General features: G+C 57.1%; 20 protein-coding genes and 1 riboswitch. Of the genes, 13 read left to right on the top strand and 7 right to left on the bottom strand.

The window, feature by feature from the left end:
* Nucleotides 1-68 precede the first annotated feature (68 nt).
* A complete protein-coding gene (gene hldE / locus M2406_RS14195) occupies nt 69-1499 on the top strand; it encodes a bifunctional D-glycero-beta-D-manno-heptose-7-phosphate kinase/D-glycero-beta-D-manno-heptose 1-phosphate adenylyltransferase HldE (protein ID WP_012146988.1) in 1431 nt (476 codons plus the stop codon).
* A gap of 25 nt (nt 1500-1524) precedes the next feature.
* The gene (gene yjeH / locus M2406_RS14200) at nt 1525-2778 is read left to right on the top strand and encodes an L-methionine/branched-chain amino acid transporter (protein WP_218216700.1); all 1254 of its coding nucleotides are present in this window, start codon (nt 1525-1527) and stop codon (nt 2776-2778) included.
* Between the two features lie 29 nt (nt 2779-2807).
* Here yjeH and ubiK read toward each other — a convergent pair whose 3' ends face one another.
* Complete coding sequence (gene ubiK, locus M2406_RS14205) at nt 2808-3086, bottom strand: ubiquinone biosynthesis accessory factor UbiK (RefSeq protein ID WP_012146986.1); 279 nt, start codon at nt 3084-3086, stop codon at nt 2808-2810.
* Nucleotides 3087-3232: 146 nt separating this feature from the next.
* A riboswitch (FMN riboswitch) is annotated at nt 3233-3394 on the top strand.
* Between the two features lie 110 nt (nt 3395-3504).
* On the opposite strand from ubiK, the gene ribB reads away from it, so the two are divergent.
* Nucleotides 3505-4158, top strand: coding sequence for a 3,4-dihydroxy-2-butanone-4-phosphate synthase (gene ribB / locus M2406_RS14210; RefSeq protein ID WP_012146985.1), 654 nt, complete (start codon nt 3505-3507; stop codon nt 4156-4158).
* A gap of 62 nt (nt 4159-4220) precedes the next feature.
* On the opposite strand, the gene zupT is transcribed toward ribB, so the two are convergent.
* Nucleotides 4221-4988 carry a zinc transporter ZupT gene (zupT, locus tag M2406_RS14215; RefSeq protein WP_259190381.1) on the bottom strand — a complete coding sequence of 256 codons (768 nt, stop codon included), beginning with the start codon at nt 4986-4988 and terminating at the stop codon, nt 4221-4223.
* Nucleotides 4989-5194: 206 nt separating this feature from the next.
* Here zupT and ygiD point away from each other — a divergent pair, with 206 nt between their 5' ends.
* On the top strand, nt 5195-5977 hold the full coding sequence (gene ygiD, locus M2406_RS14220; RefSeq protein ID WP_012146983.1) for a 4,5-DOPA dioxygenase extradiol: 783 nt from the start codon (nt 5195-5197) through the stop codon (nt 5975-5977).
* 15 nt (nt 5978-5992) lie between these two features.
* On the opposite strand, the gene M2406_RS14225 is transcribed toward ygiD, so the two are convergent.
* Entirely contained in the window at nt 5993-7018 is a 1026-nt protein-coding gene (locus M2406_RS14225; RefSeq protein WP_012146982.1) for a LacI family DNA-binding transcriptional regulator, read from the bottom strand.
* A gap of 214 nt (nt 7019-7232) precedes the next feature.
* Here M2406_RS14225 and M2406_RS14230 point away from each other — a divergent pair, with 214 nt between their 5' ends.
* The 5 genes from M2406_RS14230 to M2406_RS14250 are packed head-to-tail and all read left to right on the top strand — an operon-like array spanning nt 7233 to nt 11584.
* Nucleotides 7233-9002 carry a class I mannose-6-phosphate isomerase gene (locus M2406_RS14230; RefSeq protein WP_259190382.1) on the top strand — a complete coding sequence of 590 codons (1770 nt, stop codon included), beginning with the start codon at nt 7233-7235 and terminating at the stop codon, nt 9000-9002.
* A 5-nt stretch (nt 9003-9007) separates the two neighbouring features.
* Nucleotides 9008-9436, top strand: coding sequence for a PTS sugar transporter subunit IIA (locus tag M2406_RS14235; RefSeq protein ID WP_126501831.1), 429 nt, complete (start codon nt 9008-9010; stop codon nt 9434-9436).
* Between the two features lie 9 nt (nt 9437-9445).
* Nucleotides 9446-9940, top strand: a complete 495-nt coding sequence (locus M2406_RS14240) for a PTS sugar transporter subunit IIB (protein WP_012146979.1) — start codon at nt 9446-9448, stop codon at nt 9938-9940.
* A gap of 22 nt (nt 9941-9962) precedes the next feature.
* Nucleotides 9963-10763, top strand: a complete 801-nt coding sequence (locus M2406_RS14245; protein ID WP_012146978.1) for a PTS sugar transporter subunit IIC — start codon at nt 9963-9965, stop codon at nt 10761-10763.
* Nucleotides 10763-11584 (top strand): PTS system mannose/fructose/sorbose family transporter subunit IID, encoded by an 822-nt coding sequence (locus M2406_RS14250; protein WP_012146977.1) that lies wholly within the window; start codon nt 10763-10765, stop codon nt 11582-11584. Before M2406_RS14245 ends, M2406_RS14250 begins: the two co-directional genes overlap by 1 nt.
* A 50-nt stretch (nt 11585-11634) precedes the next feature.
* On the opposite strand, the gene M2406_RS14255 is transcribed toward M2406_RS14250, so the two are convergent.
* From M2406_RS14255 to M2406_RS14270, 4 genes are all read right to left on the bottom strand, one after another.
* Nucleotides 11635-12417 (bottom strand): glucose-6-phosphate isomerase family protein, encoded by a 783-nt coding sequence (locus M2406_RS14255; RefSeq protein ID WP_259190385.1) that lies wholly within the window; start codon nt 12415-12417, stop codon nt 11635-11637.
* On the bottom strand, nt 12410-12973 hold the full coding sequence (locus M2406_RS14260; protein WP_259190387.1) for a glucose-6-phosphate isomerase: 564 nt from the start codon (nt 12971-12973) through the stop codon (nt 12410-12412). The genes M2406_RS14255 and M2406_RS14260 overlap by 8 nt, the downstream gene beginning before the upstream one ends.
* A 123-nt stretch (nt 12974-13096) precedes the next feature.
* Complete coding sequence (locus tag M2406_RS14265) at nt 13097-14257, bottom strand: glutathionylspermidine synthase family protein (protein ID WP_012146974.1); 1161 nt, start codon at nt 14255-14257, stop codon at nt 13097-13099.
* A 3-nt stretch (nt 14258-14260) separates the two neighbouring features.
* Entirely contained in the window at nt 14261-14923 is a 663-nt protein-coding gene (locus M2406_RS14270; RefSeq protein WP_012146973.1) for a DUF1190 family protein, read from the bottom strand.
* A 352-nt stretch (nt 14924-15275) separates the two neighbouring features.
* Between M2406_RS14270 and M2406_RS14275 the strand changes: the two genes are divergently transcribed.
* Genes M2406_RS14275 through dhaM form a run of 4 tightly spaced genes read left to right on the top strand, consistent with a single transcriptional unit; the run spans nt 15276 to nt 19592 of the window.
* Entirely contained in the window at nt 15276-16382 is a 1107-nt protein-coding gene (locus M2406_RS14275; protein ID WP_017894049.1) for a glycerol dehydrogenase, read from the top strand.
* Between the two features lie 52 nt (nt 16383-16434).
* Nucleotides 16435-17505 carry a dihydroxyacetone kinase subunit DhaK gene (gene dhaK, locus M2406_RS14280; protein WP_012146971.1) on the top strand — a complete coding sequence of 357 codons (1071 nt, stop codon included), beginning with the start codon at nt 16435-16437 and terminating at the stop codon, nt 17503-17505.
* A gap of 9 nt (nt 17506-17514) precedes the next feature.
* Nucleotides 17515-18147: a dihydroxyacetone kinase subunit DhaL gene (dhaL, locus tag M2406_RS14285; protein ID WP_017894048.1), complete on the top strand. Its 633-nt coding sequence runs from the start codon at nt 17515-17517 to the stop codon at nt 18145-18147.
* A gap of 11 nt (nt 18148-18158) precedes the next feature.
* Nucleotides 18159-19592 (top strand): dihydroxyacetone kinase phosphoryl donor subunit DhaM, encoded by a 1434-nt coding sequence (gene dhaM, locus M2406_RS14290; protein WP_259190388.1) that lies wholly within the window; start codon nt 18159-18161, stop codon nt 19590-19592.
* Nucleotide 19593 lies beyond the last annotated feature (1 nt).

Below are 19593 nucleotides of genomic sequence, written 5' to 3' on the forward strand. Positions count from 1 at the left end.
GCAGCTATTACAGACGTCTGTGGTAATATCTGCGCCACTAAAATTTTGTACTTTTTTGGAGTTATCGGATGAAAGTTACACTGCCTGATTTTCGCCGCGCCGGGGTATTGGTGGTGGGTGACGTCATGTTGGATCGCTATTGGTATGGGCCGACCAGCCGCATTTCACCGGAAGCGCCGGTGCCGGTGGTCAAGGTTGAAACCATTGAAGAGCGTCCCGGCGGTGCGGCTAACGTAGCGATGAACATTGCTTCGCTGGGCGCCAATTCACGCCTGGTGGGCCTGACCGGTATTGATGATGCCGCGCGGGCGCTGAGCGCCAAGCTGAATGAAGTCAACGTGCGCTGTGATTTTGTCTCGGTGCCGACGCACCCGACCATCACCAAGCTGCGCGTGCTGTCGCGTAACCAGCAATTGATCCGCCTCGATTTCGAAGAAGGTTTCTCAAACGTCGATCCGCAGCCGCTGTTGGAACGTATTCAGCAGGCATTGCCGCAGATTGGCGCACTGGTGCTGTCAGATTACGCCAAAGGCGCGCTGAGCCAGGTGCAAAGCATGATCCAACTGGCGCGTGCCGCCAAGGTGCCGGTGCTGATCGATCCAAAAGGTTCTGATTTTGAGCGTTATCGCGGTGCAACGTTGCTGACGCCAAACCTGTCCGAATTCGAAGCGGTGGTCGGTCACTGTAAAGACGAAGCCGAACTGGTTGAGCGCGGCATGAAGCTGGTGGCGGATTTTGAGCTTTCTGCACTGCTGGTCACCCGTTCCGAGCACGGCATGACGCTGCTGCAACCGGGCATCGCGCCGCTGCATTTGCCCACTTTGGCGCAGGAAGTGTTTGATGTTACCGGTGCCGGCGATACCGTTATCGGCGTGTTGGCCGCGGCACTGGCTGCCGGTAACACGTTGGAAGAGTCCTGTTTCCTGGCCAATGCCGCCGCCGGCGTGGTGGTAGGCAAACTGGGGACTTCGACCGTTTCACCAATCGAGCTGGAAAACGCGGTACGCGGCCGGGCCGAAACCGGCTTTGGCGTAATGACCGAGGCGCAATTGAAAACCGCCGTGGCGCAAGCCCGTCAGCGCGGTGAAAAAGTGGTGATGACCAACGGCATCTTCGACATTTTGCATGCCGGTCACGTCTCTTATCTGGCCAATGCCCGCAAGCTGGGCGATCGCCTGATTGTGGCGGTGAACAGCGATGCTTCCACTAAACGTCTGAAAGGCGAAACCCGTCCGGTCAACGCGCTGGAAAACCGCATGATTGTACTGGGTGCGCTGGAAGCGGTGGACTGGGTGGTGCCGTTCGAAGAAGACACGCCACAACGCCTGATCGCCGATATCCTGCCGGATCTGCTGGTGAAAGGGGGCGATTACAAGCCTGAAGATATCGCCGGTAGTACCGAGGTATGGGCCAATGGCGGCGACGTAAAAGTGCTGAACTTTGAAGACGGCCTGTCGACCACCAACATCATCAAGGCAATCAAAGACGGGCGTGGCTAACGTTCGCTGAAAACGGCGGTGGGCAGTGAGTGGACTGAAGCAAGAGCTGAGTTTGGCGCAGGGCGTTGGGCTATTGTCCACTTCACTGCTGGGTACCGGCGTATTTGCCGTTCCGGCTTTGGCAGCACAGGTGGCACAGGGCGATAGTCTGTGGGCCTGGCCGCTGCTGATTATCCTGGTTTTCCCGATCGCCATTGCCTTTGCGGCTTTGGGCCGCCATTTCCCCAGTGCGGCTGGTGCCGCGCACTTTGTCGGGCTGGCCTTTGGTCCGCGCATGGCGAAAGTCACCGGCTGGCTGTTTTTGTCGGTTATTCCGGTTGGCCTGCCGGCGGCGCTGCAGATTGCCGCCGGTTTTTGGCAGGCCACTTTCGGCTGGAGCGCCAATGGCCTGCTGTTGGTGCAAATTGCCACGCTGGTGATGATTTGGTTTTTAGGCACGCGCAGCGCGGGTTCCAGTGCCAATATTCAAACGCTAATCGCCGTTCTGGTGGTAGCGCTGGTGGCCGCTATCTGGTGGCGTGGCGACATTTCACTGTCCCAAATTCCCTGGCCGGCAATCAACGAAATCTCCTCGCCCAATCTGTTCCATGCGCTGGCAGTGATGTTCTGGTGCTTTGTGGGGTTGGAGGCGTTTGCGCATTTAGCGACCGAGTTCCGTAACCCTGAACGCGATTTTCCGCGTGCACTTCTGTTTGGCATGTTGGTCGCCGGGGCGGTGTACTGGGGCTGTACCGTGGCGGTGCTGCATTTCCACGCCTACGGTGAGCATCAGGCGGCGGCTGCGTCATTGCCGGGTATCGTGGTGCAACTGTTTGGTCAGCATGCGCTGTGGGTGGCCTGTATCATTGGCTATCTGGCCTGCTTTGCCAGCGTCAATATCTATACCCAAAGCTTCGCCCGGCTGGTGTGGTCGCAGGCGCAGGATCGTCCGTCCAGCGCACTGGCCAGGCTGTCTGCCGGACAGGCACCGGTCAATGCATTAAGCGCGGTGGTGGGCAGCTGTTTGCTGTTCACCTTGCTGATTTATACGCTGAAGCTGCCGCTGGATACGCTGCTGGTGTATGCCAATGGCATCTTTGTGCTGATCTATCTGTTGTGTATGCTGGCGGGCTGCCGAATTTTACACGGGCGTTCGCGGCTAATGGCGGCGACAGGATTAGGGCTGTGTGTGCTGTTGATGGTGATTATCGGCTGGAAAAGCCTGTATGCGCTGGGAATGTTCGCGCTGATTTGGCTGGTGTTGCGGCTTAAGGCTCAGGCGGCGCTCAAACCGCAATAAGGGCGCAGTATCGCGCCCTTAACGGTAACTTATTCGGCGTCTGGCTGTTGCGCAGCAGGCGTGGCGTTCAGCTTGCTTTCCAGCTCGCTCATACGCTGTTCCAGCAACGCCAGTTTTTCACGGGTGCGCAGCAATACCTGGGTCTGCACGTCGAACTCTTCGCGGTTGACCAAATCCAGACGGGTGAGCTGTGACTGCAACACCTGACGGATTTTCTTCTCAACGTCTTCCCCGAATTCGCGCACGCCTTTAGGCATGGACTCATGCACCTGACGTGCGATCTGTTCAATTTTTTTCGGGTCAATCATGGCGTATCCCTTTCAGAGTTTAATAGCTGTCGCCTAGTGTAATGCGAGTTGCCCGCCGGATAAACTATTTAACCGCATTCCCTGCGGCTGGCCGAATTGTGCTTTTGCCAATTGCCCTGATTAATCATTAGCGTTATAGTCGAGAGGCTTATTCTCAGGGCGGGGTGCAAGTCCCCACCGGCGGTAAATCACCTTCTACGGTGAAAGCCCGCGAGCGCTCAGCCAGTCTCTTGCAGTTTGGTTAGAGGTCAGCAGATCCGGTGTAATTCCGGGGCCGACGGTTATAGTCCGGATGGGAGAGAGTAACGGTATCTGCCGGGTTTGCGCCCGCTTGCGTTATTTTTTTAGCTATTGCTAGCTACTCCTCAAGATCGCCCTGGTTCTGGTAATCCATAATTTTCTAATGAGGTTTTTTACCATGAATCAGACCCTACTTTCAGATTTCGGCACGCCGGTAGAACGCGTAGAACGCGCTCTTGAAGCATTGCGCAATGGGCGCGGTGTGATGGTGCTCGATGATGAAAATCGTGAAAACGAAGGTGATATGATCTTCGCCGCAGAAACCATGACCGTTGAGCAGATGGCGCTGACCATTCGCCACGGTAGCGGTATTGTGTGCCTGTGTCTCACCGAAGAACGCCGTCAGCAGCTTGAGCTGCCGATGATGGTGACCAACAACTCCAGCCAGTTCCAGACCGCCTTCACCGTGACTATCGAAGCGGCGCAGGGTGTGACGACCGGTGTTTCCGCGTCCGATCGCCTGACCACCATTCGCGCGGCGGTAGCCGATAACGCCAAGCCGAGCGATCTGAATCGTCCTGGCCACGTGTTCCCACTGCGTGCGCAGCCGGGTGGCGTCCTGAGCCGTCGTGGCCATACCGAAGCGACTATCGATTTGGTATCTATGGCCGGTTTCAAACCTGCCGGCGTGCTGTGTGAACTGACCAACGATGACGGCAGCATGGCGCATGCGCCAGAAGTTATCCTGTTCGCCAAACAGCATGATATGACCGTACTGACCATCGAAGATCTGGTGGCTTATCGCCAGGCTCACGAACAGAAAGCCAGCTGATATCGGACTGATTTTCTGAATATAAAAAAGCCGCGAATGCGGCTTTTTTTGGCTTAAAAGGTTTAACCGATCCCGCTGCTTTGCAATAACGTCAGGCTGAATCCCATCACCGCCATTCCGCACAGCACGCCGTAACTCGGGTTATTGTTCGGATCAATTTCTTTCGCCAACGGCATCAGCTCATCGACCGACAGCGCCACCATAATGCCGGCGACTGCCGCCATAATCGACGCCATCACCACCGGCGATATCATCGGGCCGAGCAGCAGAAATGCCAGCACGCCGCCGAGAATTTCCGCCATGCCGGAAATACCCGACCACAGCAACGCCTTGGTCTTTGAGCCGGTCGCGGCATAAACCGGCCCGGCGACCGCCAGACCCTCAGGGATATTGTGAATGGCGACGGCCAGCGCGATACCCATTCCCAGCTCCAGATCGGCGCTGGCGGTCACGAAGGTGGCGATGCCCTCCGGGAAGTTGTGCAGGCTGATGCCTAGCGTCAGCAGCACGGCAGTACGTTTCAGGTTGTGCGGCTGGAGTGGTTTTTGCAGTAAATCCTGTGGATGCTGATGTGGCAGCATCCGGTCCAGCGCAAAATAACCCAGCAGGCCAAGCATGAACATGCCGTAGCCCAGCATGGGTGACATACCGACGGTGTGCAGCGCCGCTGGCAGCATTTCCATCAGCGATATCAACAGCATAATCCCGGCCGCAAAGCCGAGAGCAAACGCCAGCATTCGGTTGGATGGCTTCTGGCCGATAATGCCGAACAGGGCACCGACAAAGGTGGCGCCGCCGGCCAGCAAGGTCAGGAGCAGCGGTACGGACATAGTCTTCTCCTGTACGTTGAAATTGTTGTTTATTTTCTGATACTAACAGAGTAAAGGCATAAATCGAGTGGATTTGGCTGATTGCTTCCATTGTTTTAACCATTCAAATTTATTGAAGATCATCATCATGGTTATCCGGCTGTTTTACCTCGGCAAACGGCGTAGTCTGGTTTATAGAATGTATTGCGACCAACCAAGGATCCTCTATGAAAACCTCTCGTATGCCAGCACTTTTCCTCGGCCACGGTAGCCCGATGAACGCGCTGGAAGAAAACCGCTACACCCGGGCATGGCGTACGTTGGGTGAAACCTTGCCACGTCCGAAGGGCATCGTTGCCGTATCCGCTCACTGGTATACCCGTGGCACCGCCGTTACTGCGATGGAAAAACCGAAAACCATCCATGACTTTGGTGGTTTCCCACAGGCGCTGTTTGATACCCAGTATCCGGCTCCCGGCTCTCCCGAATTGGCTGCGCAGGTCCAGCAGGTGTTGGAGCCGACTCGCGTCAAGGCTGACGTCAGTGAATGGGGGTTGGATCACGGTACCTGGGGCGTGTTGATCAAAATGTACCCTGAGGCGGACATTCCGGTGGTGCAGCTCAGCATCGACGGTACTCAGCCGGCAGAATACCATTATGAGCTGGGCCGCAAGCTGGCGGAGTTACGCGAACAGGGGATTATGATCGTTGCCAGCGGTAACGTGGTGCATAACCTGCGGATGGTGAAATGGCAGGGTGACGCGACGCCTTATCCGTGGGCCACGTCGTTTGACAAGTTCGTGCGGGATAACCTGAATTATCATGGCGATAACCACCCGCTGGTGAACTTTATGCAGCATGAAGGCGCGGCGCTTTCGAACCCGACGCCGGAGCACTACCTGCCGCTGCTGTATGTGCTTGGCGGTTGGGACGGCAAGGAAGCGATCACCGTGCCGGTAGATGGCATTGAGATGAGCTCATTGAGCATGCTGTCAGTGCAGATCGGCTAGATCATTCACGCCAGCTCAGGCTGGCGTGGATTTATCGGCAAAACCGCAGGACTCGCGGATCACCAAAGAAGGCGGCAGGATGATACGTTTTGGCGGCTCATCATTACCCTGAATACGGCTGTACAACAGTTCCCCGGCTTTACGGCCAATCTCGCGTGAAGCCACCGATACGGTGGTCAAACCCGGCTGTACCAGCGAGGCTTCGGTAATATCATCAAAACCAATTAGCGCAAAATCACGGCCAATCTGGCGGTTGAGTTTGCGCAATGTCTGCATCACCCCCAGCGCGACAATGTCCTGATAGCATAAGGCCGCAGTGATTTCAGGATGGGCTTTCAGTAACTGTTCCGCCGCCATGGCTCCGGAACTCTGGCTGGCCTCGCTATCCACAATCCATTCCCCGTTGACCGCGATACCGTGCTCTACCAGCTTGCTGGTGTAGCCGCCCAGCCGTTGTGCGCGGGTAGTCGAGCTGATGGATCCCCCGATAAAGGCGATATGGCGATGCCCCAGATTCAGCAGATGCTGAGTCGCCAATTGAGTGCCCAGGAAGTTATCGGTGCCGACGAAGTCAAAGTGCGCATCGGCCACCGGGCGGACTACCATAATGGCCGGTATCTTGCGGCGTTTCAGCGTTTCAAAAAACAGCGGTGGTGTTTGTCTTGCGGCGCACAGCACCATGCCGCTGGTATTGTTCTGCAACAGGGAGTCGACAAATTTTTGCTGCCTGTCGGCAGACTCTTCGCTGTTGGCCAGAAACAGCATCAACTGATGGCGCTCCATCTCCTGGCTCAGCCCGGCGGTCATCTCCGCATAAAACGGATTGGTGATGTCGTGCAGCAGCAGGCCGACCTGATTGCTGCTGCGATTGCGCAGGTTAGCGGCGGTCTGATTGTAGACATAGCCCAGCTCATCAATGGCGCTCAGCACGCGCTTGCGGGTGGCATCCGATATGCGACCACGATTGCGCAATACCATCGATACCGTCGCGGTGGAGACTTTTGCAAGTGCGGCGACGTCCGCCAAGGTTATTGTGCTCATTTCATCTCCTGTCGGTGCCGACTGTCATAGCAAGGTATAACGATTAACCTTATTTTGTAAAACCCTGCCGATAAATCGTGATTCGCGTCACGAAAGTTTGGTTTTTTATGGGGTTATTATCGATTGTAAGAGGTTAATCTCGTTAATCAGCCTATTTTGTCTTCGGTTAATCGATTAATCTTTTTCTATGTATTCAGTTCATAGGCAGAAGAATATGACACAGCAACAGCATAAATCAACAAGCTATGACAAGTATCCGGAAGTGGCAGTGCAGGGATTTGATCATGCCGCCTGGCAGGGCTGGCAGGCAGTGGCCGCCGCCGTCAGCCACAAGATTGCCACTCTTGGGTTGCGCAAAACCCTGTTGGTGGTGGATTGCTACCATGGGGTGAGCCTGGCAGAGCTAACCGAGAATTTTATTCATCCTCTGCAACCGGTCAGTAGCATCAACGCCGAGTCGGCTAAATACGATGAGCCGCACATCCACGCGATGATTGAGCGCAATTTAACGGATGACCGTGTGTTTGGCGTGCTGTCGTGCCATGAAATGCCCGAGTTTTTTGATGCCGAGCGCGTCCGGCAATTGCGCGATCAAATTGCGAGCGTAGACAGTGGGCTGGTGGTGGTTTACGGGCCGGGCGCGGCGCTGATCGCCGAAGCCGATGTGCTGGTGTATGCCGATATGGCCCGCTGGGAAATACAGCAGCGTTTCCGTCGCGGCGAACTGGGCAACTGGGGGGTGAATAATGTGGACGAAGACGTGCTGCGCCGTTACAAGCGGGCATTCTTCGTGGAATGGCGAGTCTTCGATCGTCATAAAACCCCGTTGCTGCAGCGTGCCGATTTTGTGTTGGATACCAATCAAGCCGGTCAACCCAAGCTGGTGACCGGCACGGCTTTCCACGCCGGATTGCAGCAGGCAACCCAACGCCCATTCCGCGTGGTGCCTTTTTTTGACCCTGGCATTTGGGGTGGCCAGTGGATGAAACAACAGTTCGATCTCGACCCGACGGCAGCCAACTACGCATGGTGTTTTGACTGCGTGCCCGAGGAAAACAGCCTGCTAATGCGTTTTGGTGACGTTCGGGTCGAGATCCCCTCACAGGATTTGGTGCTGTTATATCCCCGCCCCTTGCTGGGTGAGCAGGTGCATGCCCGCTTCGGCGCCGAATTCCCGATCCGCTTTGACCTGCTGGATACCGTCGGTGGGCAAAATCTCAGTTTCCAGGTGCACCCGCTGACGGAATACATCCAACAGCATTTCGGTATGCATTACACCCAGGATGAAAGCTATTACATTCTGGCGGCAGAGCCGGGGGCTGAGGTGTACCTGGGAGTGAAAAACGGCACCGAACCGCAGGCGATGATGGCCGACCTGGCCGCTGCCCAAAGCGGTGAAAAGCCCTTCGATGACCAGCGTTTTGTTAATCGTTTTCCGGCGCGTAAACACGACCATTTCCTGATCCCTGCGGGGACGGTGCACTGTTCCGGCTCCGGCTCCATGGTGCTGGAGATCAGCGCGACGCCATATATTTTCACCTTCAAACTGTGGGACTGGGGCCGCCTGGGGTTGGATGGTCAGCCACGCCCGGTGCATCTGCAGCATGGCGAACAGGTGATCAACTGGCAGTGCGACACCACCTGGGCGAAGGAGCATCTGGTGAACCGTATTGAACAGGTTGCTGAAGGTGCGGGCTGGCAGGAAGAGCGAACCGGTTTGCACGAGCGCGAATTTATCGAAACCCGTCGTCACTGGTTCAGTGAACCGGTGCTGCACCATACCGAAGGCCGGGTGAACGTACTGAATTTGGTTGAAGGGGAAGAGGCGGTAATTGAAAGCCCTGAGGGCCATTTCGCGCCCTTTGTGGTGCATTACGCCGAAACCTTTATCGTACCGGCCGCCGTGGGGCCATACCGTATCAGCCCCCATGGTCGCAGCCTGGGCAAGACCATGGGCACCATCAAAGCCTGGGTAAGGGGATAAGCATTATGTTGAAAGTGATAGTGACCTCCCATGGCCCGCTGGCCGAGGCGCTGATGAGCAGCGCACGTATGGTTTACGGTGATCTGCCGGGGACCAGCCATGTAGGCCTGAGCGAAGGTGCCGGTATCGAAGCCTTTAAACAGGAGTTTGCCGACGAATTGCAGCGCGTGAGCGCAGGGGCCGACGGCGTACTGGTGCTGTGCGACATGCTGTGCGGTACGCCCTACAACGTGGCCTGTCGCCACGCTTTTGATCCCCAAACGCCGGTGCCGATGGCCGTGGTGACCGGCGTGAATTTCCCGATGCTGTTGATGAGTGCCGAATTGCTGGAAGAAAAGGACGTTCACCAGGCGGCACAGGAGCTGGTAGCGCTGGCGGGTGAGGCGATTGCCGTTGCCCGTCCGGCGGTAACGGCGCAACTGGACGATTTCTGAGGAGAGAAGATGGCCATTTCATTTGTACGTATCGACGACCGGGTCATTCACGGTCAACTGGTCACCCGTTGGGCGAAGGAGTTGCCTTGCGACGGTATTGTGGCGATCGATGATGAGGTGGCGGCAGACCCGTTGCTGTCATCGGTGATGAAGGGGGCGGTGCAGGACACGAAAGTGTGGCTGTTTACCGTGCAGCAGGCGATAGAAAAACTGCCGAAGGTGATCGCCAGCGACAAGCAGTACTTTGTGATTGGCAAGTCGCCGGTCACGCTGCGCAGGTTGATAGAGGCAGGGATCGATCTGAGTAATCGTAACAAGAAAATCAACGTCGGGCCGATGTCTGCCCGCAAGGAAACGGTGACCATCGGCCCGAATCAATCCGTGAACGCGGCAGAGACAGAGGCCTTTGATTTCCTTGCTGAACAAGGACATGCCATCGAATTCCGTTTAGTCCCAGACGCCAGCCATTTCAGCTGGCTGGACGCAAAAAAGAAACTCAAATAAGCCTGAACGGCGGGAGTTAACTATGTGGTTTGAAGCGACGCTTATCGGGATACTTTGTTATCTCGGTGCGCTGAGCAGCCCCTGGCTGCTGGGACTGACCGGAGGCTGGTATATCCTCAGCCGTCCGCTGGTTTCCGGCATGCTGGTGGGGGCTATCCTCGGCGATGTACAGACCGGCATTATCATCGGTGTTGCGGTTCAGGCGGTGTATATCGCCATGGTAACACCGGGCGGATCGATGCCGGCCGATCTCAATTTTGTGGCGTTCCCGGCGATTGCGTTGGGCATTCTTTCCGGTAAGGGAACCGAGGTGGCGGTGGCGCTGGCGGCGACTATCGGCATCATGGGCACCGTGCTGTTCAACGCCATGATGGTGCTCAACTCTTACTGGAATCACCGAGCGGATCTGGCGGTAGAGCGCGGCGATGAGCGGGGGATTTACCTCAATAGCGCCATCTGGCCGCAGGTCACCAACTTCCTGTTGCGGTTTATACCGACGTTCATCGCGGTCTTTTTCGGGGCGCGCTATATCAATGCCTTTATGGACAGCCTGCCGGCGCTGGTGTTGACTACCATGAACGTGGTGGGCGGTATTCTGCCTGCGGTCGGCATCGCTATTCTTCTCAAACAGATAATTAAAAGCTACAGCATGCTGATTTACTTCCTGGTGGGGTTCATCTGCATCGTTTTCCTCAAGCTGAATATGGTGGCGCTGGTGATTGTCGGCGCACTGCTGGCACTTATTCACTACAACTATAAGCCAGAGCCGCAGGTGGCCGCCGCACAGGGCACGCCTCAGGCTGATGATGAGGATGAATTCTGATGGATACGCCAACACCAAAATTGAATAAGCAGGATCTGCGTCGTTGCTGGCGCAGCTGGATGATGTACAACCTGTCATCGATGAGTTTCGAACGCCTGGAATCTTACGGTTTTTGCCTGAGTATGATGCCGGCGCTGAAAAAACTGTATCAGGATAAACAGCAGCGTATTGAAGCCATTCGCCGTCATACCTCGTTTTACAATACCGAGCCACAGCTGGGTGCGATTGTTAACGGCATGGTGATTGGGCTGGAAGAAAAACGCGCCAACGGCGAGCCGATCGACGGGGAAACCATCAACACGCTCAAGGTGGGGCTGATGGGGCCGGTGGCCGGCATTGGCGACTCGATGGTGCCGGGCATGCTGATCCCGATTTTGTTAAGTATCGGCATGGCGCTGGCGGCCGGCGGCAGTGTGATTGGCCCGCTGTTTTACATCATCGCGTTTAGCCTGATCGTCATTCCGGGGTCTTACTGGCTGTTTATGAAAGGCTACCATATGGGATCCGGCTCGGTGGAGATGCTGGTCAGCAGCAAGTCCTCACGGCTGCGGGAAGCCCTTTCTCTGCTGGGAGTGTTCGTCATGGGCGGCGTCGCGGCGAGCTACGTCAAACTGGGGACTGGGCTGGAGTTTGTGACCAAAGACGGGGTGAATATTCACCTGCAGCAAATGCTGGACGGCATTTTCCCTAACCTGATGCCGCTGATCGTGGTGCTGGCGACCTGGTATCTGATGGCCAAGCGCGGACTGTCACCGGTGAAGGCGATGCTGGGGTTGTTGGTTTTGGCAGCGGCAGGGGTAGCCTGCGGTCTATTCTCGTAAGCTATCAATGAGCTACACGTACGGGGCGAATATATTCGCCCCGTTCTTTTTTACGGCTCAAATCGTTGCCATTTTTCCGCTACGCTGCCCGGTTTGGAAATGAACTGGAAGCGCGCCGGGTCAGCTTCAAACTGTGAGTATAAGGGAGCGTCGCTCAGACCGAATTCGTGGTATTGGCGCGGCCCGATGGCGTGCAGCCTGCCGGATTGATAGCGTGGATTCTGCTGCCAGACAATATTGTTGCCCTGCAACAGCGGGTACCAGGCCAGCCCTTTATATTCACGTACGGCATCGTATTCAAAGCCATATTCACGATCGCACCAGGCGGCGAAGGTCAGCGGCTGATTGGCATCGGCGGAAATCGTGGCGTGCGCCCATCCTGGCGGTACCAATACTTTCTCACCCGGGCCGGCATGCACGGCAAAGCAACGTCCCGGCTCACGCTCAACCCTTTCTTGCATGTAAATAATGGCCTTCCCTTGCCAGATTTCGTACAGCTCCGGCGGTGACCAGCCACTGTGTACACTGATGCGATGCACATGACCCTGACTGCGTACTGGCTCCTGACCTAACTGCCCTTTGGCATAGGTGACAATGCCGAACAACAACATGCGTTTTTTTAATTCGGCTAAATGCTGCTGTTTGGCGACGTCCATGGCGATGGCATAGACCTGTTCTGGCCCACTGCAGTCAGGGTCGCGCAGAGAACGGCGGATTTGTTCCAGCGTCCGAATCTCCGGCAAGGGGCCAATCACCTCTTCGCCATAGGCAAACCCCATCGGATGGTCGTTAATGGAGACATCCAGGCCAAATCTAAGCATCGAATCACTCATATTGCGCCTCCGCTTTCCAACCGCTGCCATCGGCAAACACCCGCAGTTTGAAGCCCTGTGGCTGTAGTGCGTCGTAGTTGTGTCCAGCCACCGTTGGCCAAACCGCCAGTGCGGACAGTACCTCAGTACCGGTGTTGATCAGGCGATGAGCGGTAAAGGAAGGGATATGGTGCACGCTGCCGGGGGATACCTGTTCCAGCATGCAAGCACCGTCCCGGTGTTGCAGCAACAGCAAACCCTGGCCACGCAGACCAAAATAGAATTCCGCCTGTTCGGGGCGCTGATGAAAGTGCCCGCGGGTCATAAAGAATTCGTTGCCCACCCGGCCAGGTTGCAGGTGAGTGGTGCCGACAAATAGCTCACCTTCCTGTTGCTCGGAAGGCAGCATTTCTACCTGATACACGGCAAGTTCTGCTGGCATCGCGCGCCATGCGGCAGGATCGGAAAAGATCCCCGTCAGACTGCCCAGGGTGGTAGATTTTCGTTGAATATCAGGTGCAGTAAAGCATCCGTCCGCCAGGTTGACCTGCGGTGGAATAATGGACGTCAGTTTCATATCTGGTTGCTCCGCCCGAGGAGAACAGACGCTTCGAGTATAAAAGGTTAATCGATTAATCACCAGCCGGAAAGCATAAAAAAAGCGCGATATGATCGCGCTTGATATCAACCAATTTGTTCGTTAGCCGAGGATGATGTGCGGATAGAAACGCGACAGATCCTGGGTGATCAGCTCGCGATCTTCACGCAGACCGATGCCGCAGGGTTGATCGTCAACCAGCCAACTGCCGATCAGCGTATAGCTGCCTTCGAACTGTGGCAGTGGGTGGAACTGCTGCACGATCATGCCTTCTTCGCCGTAAGGGCCATCGACGCGTGCCACTTCCTGACCGTTCTGCACGATCTGGATATTGGCACCTTCACGTGAGAACAGCGGCTTGGTGACGTAGTGATCGAGCTGTGGATGATCGTCTTCTGCAAAGTACGACGCCAGCAGATTAGGGTGATCCGGGAACATTTCCCACAGCATCGGCAGCAGGGCCTTGTTGGAGATAATGCTTTTCCACGCCGGCTCCAGCCAGCGCACGCCGGCATCTTCCAGCTTGGTGGAAAACATCTCGCGCAGCATGAATTCCCACGGGTAAAGCTTGAACAGGTTACCGATGACCTGATTTTGCAGGTCGGTAAACTGGCCTTTCTCACCCAGACCAATCTCTTCCATAAACAGGAATTCGGTCGGGACTCCGGCTTCCAGCGCGCAGTCTTGCAGGTATTGCACAGTACCGCGATCTTCCTCACTGTCCTGGCAGCAGGCCAGGTGCAGCAGGCCGAAACCGTGGTGTGCTTTCAGATCGGCGAAACGCTCGATCAGTTTTTCCTGCAGACTGTTGTACTGATCGGACTCCGGGCTGAGCTTGCCGGCGTTGATCTGGTCTTCCAGCCACAACCATTGGAAAAAGGCCGCTTCGTACAGCGAGGTCGGGGTATCGGCGTTGTTCTCCAGCAGCTTGGGCGGATTGATACCGTCGTAGGCCAGATCAAGACGTGAATACAGTGACGGTTGGCTGGTGCGCCATGAGCTGCGTACGAACTCCCAGGTGTGTTTCGGGATGCGGAACTTGGTCATCAGCGCATCGCTGCTGACCACTTTCTCTACCACCTGCAGACACATCTGGTGCAATTCGGCGGTGGCGTTTTCAATTTCTTCAATCTGCGCCAGCGTGAATTGGTAATAGGCGTCCTCACACCAGTAGGGTTCGCCATACATGGTGTGGAAGCGGAAGCCGAATTCGGTGGCTTTTTCGCGCCAGTCCGGGCGCTCGGTGATCGCAACGCGTTTCATGCATTAACCGCCCATGCTGCGTGAGCTGGAGGTCGCGCTGCTGCGCTGCATGCTGGTCTGCTTGGCGACGGATTCGCCAAAGCCACCACGGGTGACGGTATTGGTCACTGCCGGTTTCGGTGCCATGGCGGTTTTTGGCACCGTCATGGTACGGCCGCCTGCGGTGGCCGGGCCGTAGCTCTTGCCAGAGGCATCAACGAATTTGCCGTTGGCCGGGCTGGCGGCGTTTTTAGAGGTGAACAGCGGCTGTTGAGCAAAGCCGGAGCCGCCCATCATGCGGCCCATCATGTAACCCGCCATCAGCGGCATCCACATGCTGCCGCTGCTCTGTGACTCTGCAGCCATGCCGGCCTGTGCCGGAGCCGGTGCCTGAGTACACTGCGCTTCACCGAACTCGGCGACACAGTCTTCACGAGTCGCGTATTTCGGCGCGGTTTTTTCGGCTTCTTTCAGGGCGTTGTTATAGGCAGTGGTGCACTGCTCGCTCATCGAAGGGTTGGTGCGCGAACAGTCGTCGGCATTTTGATACATAGAGACCGTTTCATCGCTCTTCTCGCAGCCGGCCAGCATAAAGACTGCGCTGATCGCCAAAGCTACGGGCGCAACGCGGTAGTCGCGCCAGGATTTGCGGAACGTCTCTCGGTTGATGTTTTTTGTCCGTTTCATCGTTATTCATCCCATCAGTCGGGCTGTATTCGCCCATTCCCAGTAATGGCGGTAAGGATAGGGTAAAGATGGTTAAAATTAAAGCTGAAATACTTAAGGAATCCACTCTTTACGCAGCTATACGTTGGGTTGTGCGCCAGTTCGCTTTACCGGCTAAAAAAGCCTCGTCAGAGTTTCATTATGAAACGTCATGGGTAAAGTAATGTTCCATAATGAAACGAAAATACCGGAGGTCGCAAAGCCTTCGACAAGCCCTATAGTCAGTCCATAACAACGCGACGGCACAAGACCGACGCACTATCACCTGATATCTGAACGTTACCATCGCCAATTTCCCTACAAGGATCCGGTTATGTTGAGAATCATCCAGTCTCCAGGCAAGTACATCCAGGGCGCCAACGCATTGGCCGCCGTGGGCGAATATGCGAAAGCCCTTGCCGACCATTATTTCGTGATCGCCGACGACTTCGTGATGAAGCTGACGGGCGATACCCTGATGGGCAGCCTGCACCAGCACGGGGTGAAGCATCACGCCTGTGTGTTCAACGGCGAATGCTGCCATAAGGAAATCGACCGGCTGGGCCAGGAACTGAAGGCCCATGGCTGCCGCGGTGTGATTGGCGTCGGCGGCGGTAAAACGCTGGACACCGCCAAGGCTATCGCCCATTACCAGCATCTGCCGGTGGTGCTGATCCCGACCATTGCTTCCACCGATGCGCCAACCAGCGCGCTGTCGGTGATCTACACCGAGCAGGGCGAATTTGACGAATATCTGATCCACACCAGTAATCCGGACATGGTGATAATGGACAGCTCGATTATCGCCAAGGCGCCGGTGCGGCTGCTGGTGGCAGGCATGGGCGATGCGCTTTCAACCTATTTTGAAGCACAGGCCTGTTTCGATGCCCAGGCGACCAGCATGGCGGGCGGCAAGTCCACGCTGGCGGCATTGAGCCTGGCGCGGCTGTGCTATGAGACGCTGCTGGCAGAGGGCGTGAAGGCCAAGCTGGCGGTCGAGGCCGGCGTGGTGACCGAGGCGGTCGAGCGCATTATCGAGGCCAATACCTATTTGAGCGGCATCGGTTTCGAAAGCAGTGGCCTGGCGGCCGCGCATGCCATTCACAATGGTTTTACCGTGCTGGAAGAGTGCCATCACCTTTATCACGGCGAAAAGGTGGCGTTTGGCACGCTGTCACAGTTGGTGCTGCAAAACAGCAGCATGGCGCAGATCGAAACGGTGCTGGATTTCTGTCAGCGTCTCGGCCTGCCAATTACGCTGGCGCAGATGGGCGTTAGCGGCGACCCGGCGGAGAAAATCATGGCGGTGGCCGAAGCCAGCTGCGCGGCAGGCGAAACCATCCACAATATGCCGTTTGAGGTCACGCCTGCCAGCGTACAGGCGGCCATTCTGACGGCAGACCGGCTGGGCAACGCCTGGCTGCAACAACACTCAAGCTGATAGAACAGGGGCGCAGCACGCTGCGTCCCGTTGGCCAAACGAGGAAATAACCGTGAAAAAACTGATTAACAAGGTTGAGTCGGTACTGGAAGAGCAACTGCTGGGGTTGGCAGAGGCTCATCCTGAGCTGTTGGTGCATCAGGAGCCGGTGTTTGTCACCCGCGCCGATGCGCCGGTAGCGGGCAAGGTGGCGATCCTGTCCGGCGGCGGCAGCGGCCACGAGCCGATGCACTGCGGTTTTGTCGGCGAAGGCATGCTCGACGGTGCCTGCCCGGGGGAAATTTTTACCTCGCCCACGCCGGATAAAATGTACGAGTGCGGCCAGGCGATCGACGGCGGCGCCGGGGTATTACTGCTGATTAAAAACTACACCGGCGACGTACTGAACTTTGAAACCGCCACTGAGCTGCTGCATGACAGCGGTGTCCAGGTGGCGACGGTGCTGGTGGATGATGACGTGGCGGTTAAAGACAGCCTGTTCACCGCCGGGCGACGCGGGGTGGCCAATACCGTACTGATGGAGAAACTGCTCGGTGCGGCAACGGCACGTGGCGACGATCTCGATAGCATCGTGACGCTGGGCCACAGCATCAATAATCACGGGCATTCGATCGGTATCGCGCTGGGGGCCTGTACCGTACCGGCTGCCGGTAAACCGTCATTCGTGCTGGCGGAAAACGAGATGGAATTCGGCGTCGGTATTCACGGTGAACCGGGGATTGCGCGGCGCCCGTTCACCACCCTGAATGCGGCGGTGGACGACATGTTCCATACCCTGATCGACCATGGTCATTACCAGCGCACCATCCGCGTCTGGGATCGTCAACAGGGCGAATGGCGTGATGAAGTGCAGACCAAACAACCGCTGACGCGCGGTGACCGGGTGATCGCACTGGTAAACAACCTGGGTGCGACGCCGCTGTCCGAACTGTATGGCGTCTATCACCGGCTGGCGGAGCGTTGTGCAGAAGCGGGCATGATTGTTGAGCGCAGCCTGGTGGGTTCCTATTGCACATCGCTGGATATGCAAGGGGTCTCAATCACGCTGCTGAAGGTGGACGACGAACTGTTGTCCCTGTGGGATGCGCCGGTGAAAACGCCTGCGCTGCGTTGGGGTTGCTGAGGAGGAATCATGGCGTTAACCAAACAACAAGTGGTCGACTGGCTGATGCGCTGCGGCGAGGTATTTACTCAGCAGCGTGATTTTTTAACCCGGCTGGATACCGAGATCGGTGATTCCGACCACGGGCTGAACATGAACCGTGGCTTCAACAAGGTAGTGGAAAAACTGCCTTCGGTGGCAGACAAAGACATCGGTTTTATCCTGAAGAACACCGGCATGACGCTGCTGTCCAGCGTCGGAGGAGCCAGTGGTCCGCTGTTCGGCACCTTCTTCATCCGCGCTGCGCAGTCGACCAATGCCAAGCAGAGCCTGGATCTGGCGGAGCTGCATCAAATGATGCAGGAAGGCGTCGAAGGCGTGGTGATGCGCGGCAAGGCGGAGCCGGGTGATAAAACCATGTGTGACGTCTGGTGGCCGGTGGTGGAAAGCCTGGGCCAGTCGGCCGAGCAGCAGCTAAGCGTGGCGGAGGCCTTGCAGCGCGCCAGTGAACGGGCGGAGCAGGCGGTTGAAAGTACCATCACCATGCAGGCACGCAAAGGGCGGGCCAGTTACCTGGGTGAGCGCAGCATCGGCCATCAGGATCCGGGTGCCACCTCGGTGATGCTGATGATGAAAACGCTGGCAGCGGTCGCCGGCCAATAGCAGGAGGCGAGATGATCAATATCGTTGTAGTTTCACACAGCGCGCTGTTGGCGCGCGGGGTTGAAGAGCTGGCGTTGCAGATGATGCGTGGCGATGGTTGCAAACTGGTGCTGGCGGCGGGGGTCGATGATGCGGAGCACCCGATAGGCACCGACGCTGTCAAAGTGATGGAGGCGATTGAGTCGGTGGCTGACGGTGCGGGCATTGTGGTGCTGATGGATTTGGGCAGTGCGCTGCTGAGCGCCGAAACCGCCATCGATCTGCTGGATCCGTCGTTGGCCGCCAAAGTCCGGCTGTGCTCGGCACCGCTGGTCGAAGGGACGCTGGCCGCGGTGGTGGCTGCCAATGCCGGAGCCGGGCTGGAACAGGTACTGGCCGAGGCGCAGGGCGCATTGCAGGCCAAACAGGCGCAGTTGGGGGAAGCCACCGCGCCGGTTGCGCAAAGCGTTGAATTGCCGCTTGCTCAGGGGAAAAGTGTCAGTTGGACGGTACAGAACCCGCATGGCCTGCACGCCCGACCGGCGGCGCGGCTGGCGGAAGCGTTGGCCCCCTTTGATGCCGAGCTGGTGCTGGAAAAACAGGGCCAGTGCGCCAATCCGCGTAGTCTTAACCAGATTGCGCTTTTGCAGGTGCGCCATGGCGACACCATTCGGCTGATTGCGGACGGACCACAGGCCGAACAGGCGCTGGCGGCGTTTAGCGCACTGGCGGAGCAGCACTTTGGCGAAACGGTCTCCGAGCAGAGCCTGCCGTCGCTGCACGGTATTCCGGTGGCGGAGAGCGTGACCAGTGGCCCGGTGTGGCAAGCACTGAGCTTCTGGCCGACAGTGGTCGAGCGCACTATTGGCGCTGACGACGTGCTGAACGAACAACAGCGGCTACGCCAGGCGTTGCAGCTCACGCTGAGCGATTTGAACCGGCTGGCGGAGCGCACTGGCTCATTGATTGGCAAACCGCAGGCGGCCATATTCGGCGCCCACAGCATGCTGCTGGACGATCCAGATCTGCAGCAGGCGGCCTATACCCGCATCGCCCGCCAGCAATGCAGCGCCGAGCAGGCATGGCGGCAAGAGCTGGAAGCGATTGCCGGGGAGTATCGTGAACTGGATGATGAATATATGCGGGCGCGGGAATTGGACGTGCGCGACATGCTGCGTCGCACCCTGAGTCATCTGCAACAGCAGCCGTTACCGGTGATTACGCTAACCGCGCCGTCCATTCTGGTGATGGATGAACTGATGCCGTCTGACGTGGTGATGCTCGATCGTCGTCTGGTGCTCGGCATCTGCTTAAGCGGCGGTAACGCACTGTCGCACAGCGCCATTTTGGCGAAGGCGATGGGCATGCCGATGGTGGTGGGCATGAACGATTGCATCAGCAAAACCCGCAACGGCCAGAAAGCGATGCTGGATGCGGCGCGCGGTGTGTTGCAACTCAGCCACTGAC

It is taken from the genome of Serratia sp. BIGb0163 (assembly GCF_024809935.1).
Classification (GTDB): Bacteria; Pseudomonadota; Gammaproteobacteria; order Enterobacterales; family Enterobacteriaceae; genus Serratia; species Serratia quinivorans.

What these genes read in the sequence shown, in the direction of transcription:
- ribB (WP_012146985.1), top strand. Translation starts at nt 3,505, where the DNA reads ATGAATCAGACCCTACTTTCAGATTTCGGCACGCCGGTAGAACGCGTA.
- zupT (WP_259190381.1), bottom strand. Translation starts at nt 4,988, where the DNA reads ATGTCCGTACCGCTGCTCCTGACCTTGCTGGCCGGCGGCGCCACCTTT.
- M2406_RS14250 (WP_012146977.1), top strand. Translation starts at nt 10,763, where the DNA reads ATGGATACGCCAACACCAAAATTGAATAAGCAGGATCTGCGTCGTTGC.
- M2406_RS14260 (WP_259190387.1), bottom strand. Translation starts at nt 12,973, where the DNA reads ATGAAACTGACGTCCATTATTCCACCGCAGGTCAACCTGGCGGACGGA.
- dhaM (WP_259190388.1), top strand. Translation starts at nt 18,159, where the DNA reads ATGATCAATATCGTTGTAGTTTCACACAGCGCGCTGTTGGCGCGCGGG.
- M2406_RS14235 (WP_126501831.1), top strand. Translation starts at nt 9,008, where the DNA reads ATGTTGAAAGTGATAGTGACCTCCCATGGCCCGCTGGCCGAGGCGCTG.
- M2406_RS14265 (WP_012146974.1), bottom strand. Translation starts at nt 14,257, where the DNA reads ATGAAACGCGTTGCGATCACCGAGCGCCCGGACTGGCGCGAAAAAGCC.
- M2406_RS14255 (WP_259190385.1), bottom strand. Translation starts at nt 12,417, where the DNA reads ATGAGTGATTCGATGCTTAGATTTGGCCTGGATGTCTCCATTAACGAC.
- M2406_RS14270 (WP_012146973.1), bottom strand. Translation starts at nt 14,923, where the DNA reads ATGAAACGGACAAAAAACATCAACCGAGAGACGTTCCGCAAATCCTGG.
- M2406_RS14275 (WP_017894049.1), top strand. Translation starts at nt 15,276, where the DNA reads ATGTTGAGAATCATCCAGTCTCCAGGCAAGTACATCCAGGGCGCCAAC.
- dhaL (WP_017894048.1), top strand. Translation starts at nt 17,515, where the DNA reads ATGGCGTTAACCAAACAACAAGTGGTCGACTGGCTGATGCGCTGCGGC.
- M2406_RS14230 (WP_259190382.1), top strand. Translation starts at nt 7,233, where the DNA reads ATGACACAGCAACAGCATAAATCAACAAGCTATGACAAGTATCCGGAA.
- ubiK (WP_012146986.1), bottom strand. Translation starts at nt 3,086, where the DNA reads ATGATTGACCCGAAAAAAATTGAACAGATCGCACGTCAGGTGCATGAG.
- M2406_RS14225 (WP_012146982.1), bottom strand. Translation starts at nt 7,018, where the DNA reads ATGAGCACAATAACCTTGGCGGACGTCGCCGCACTTGCAAAAGTCTCC.
- hldE (WP_012146988.1), top strand. Translation starts at nt 69, where the DNA reads ATGAAAGTTACACTGCCTGATTTTCGCCGCGCCGGGGTATTGGTGGTG.
- M2406_RS14245 (WP_012146978.1), top strand. Translation starts at nt 9,963, where the DNA reads ATGTGGTTTGAAGCGACGCTTATCGGGATACTTTGTTATCTCGGTGCG.
- M2406_RS14240 (WP_012146979.1), top strand. Translation starts at nt 9,446, where the DNA reads ATGGCCATTTCATTTGTACGTATCGACGACCGGGTCATTCACGGTCAA.
- ygiD (WP_012146983.1), top strand. Translation starts at nt 5,195, where the DNA reads ATGAAAACCTCTCGTATGCCAGCACTTTTCCTCGGCCACGGTAGCCCG.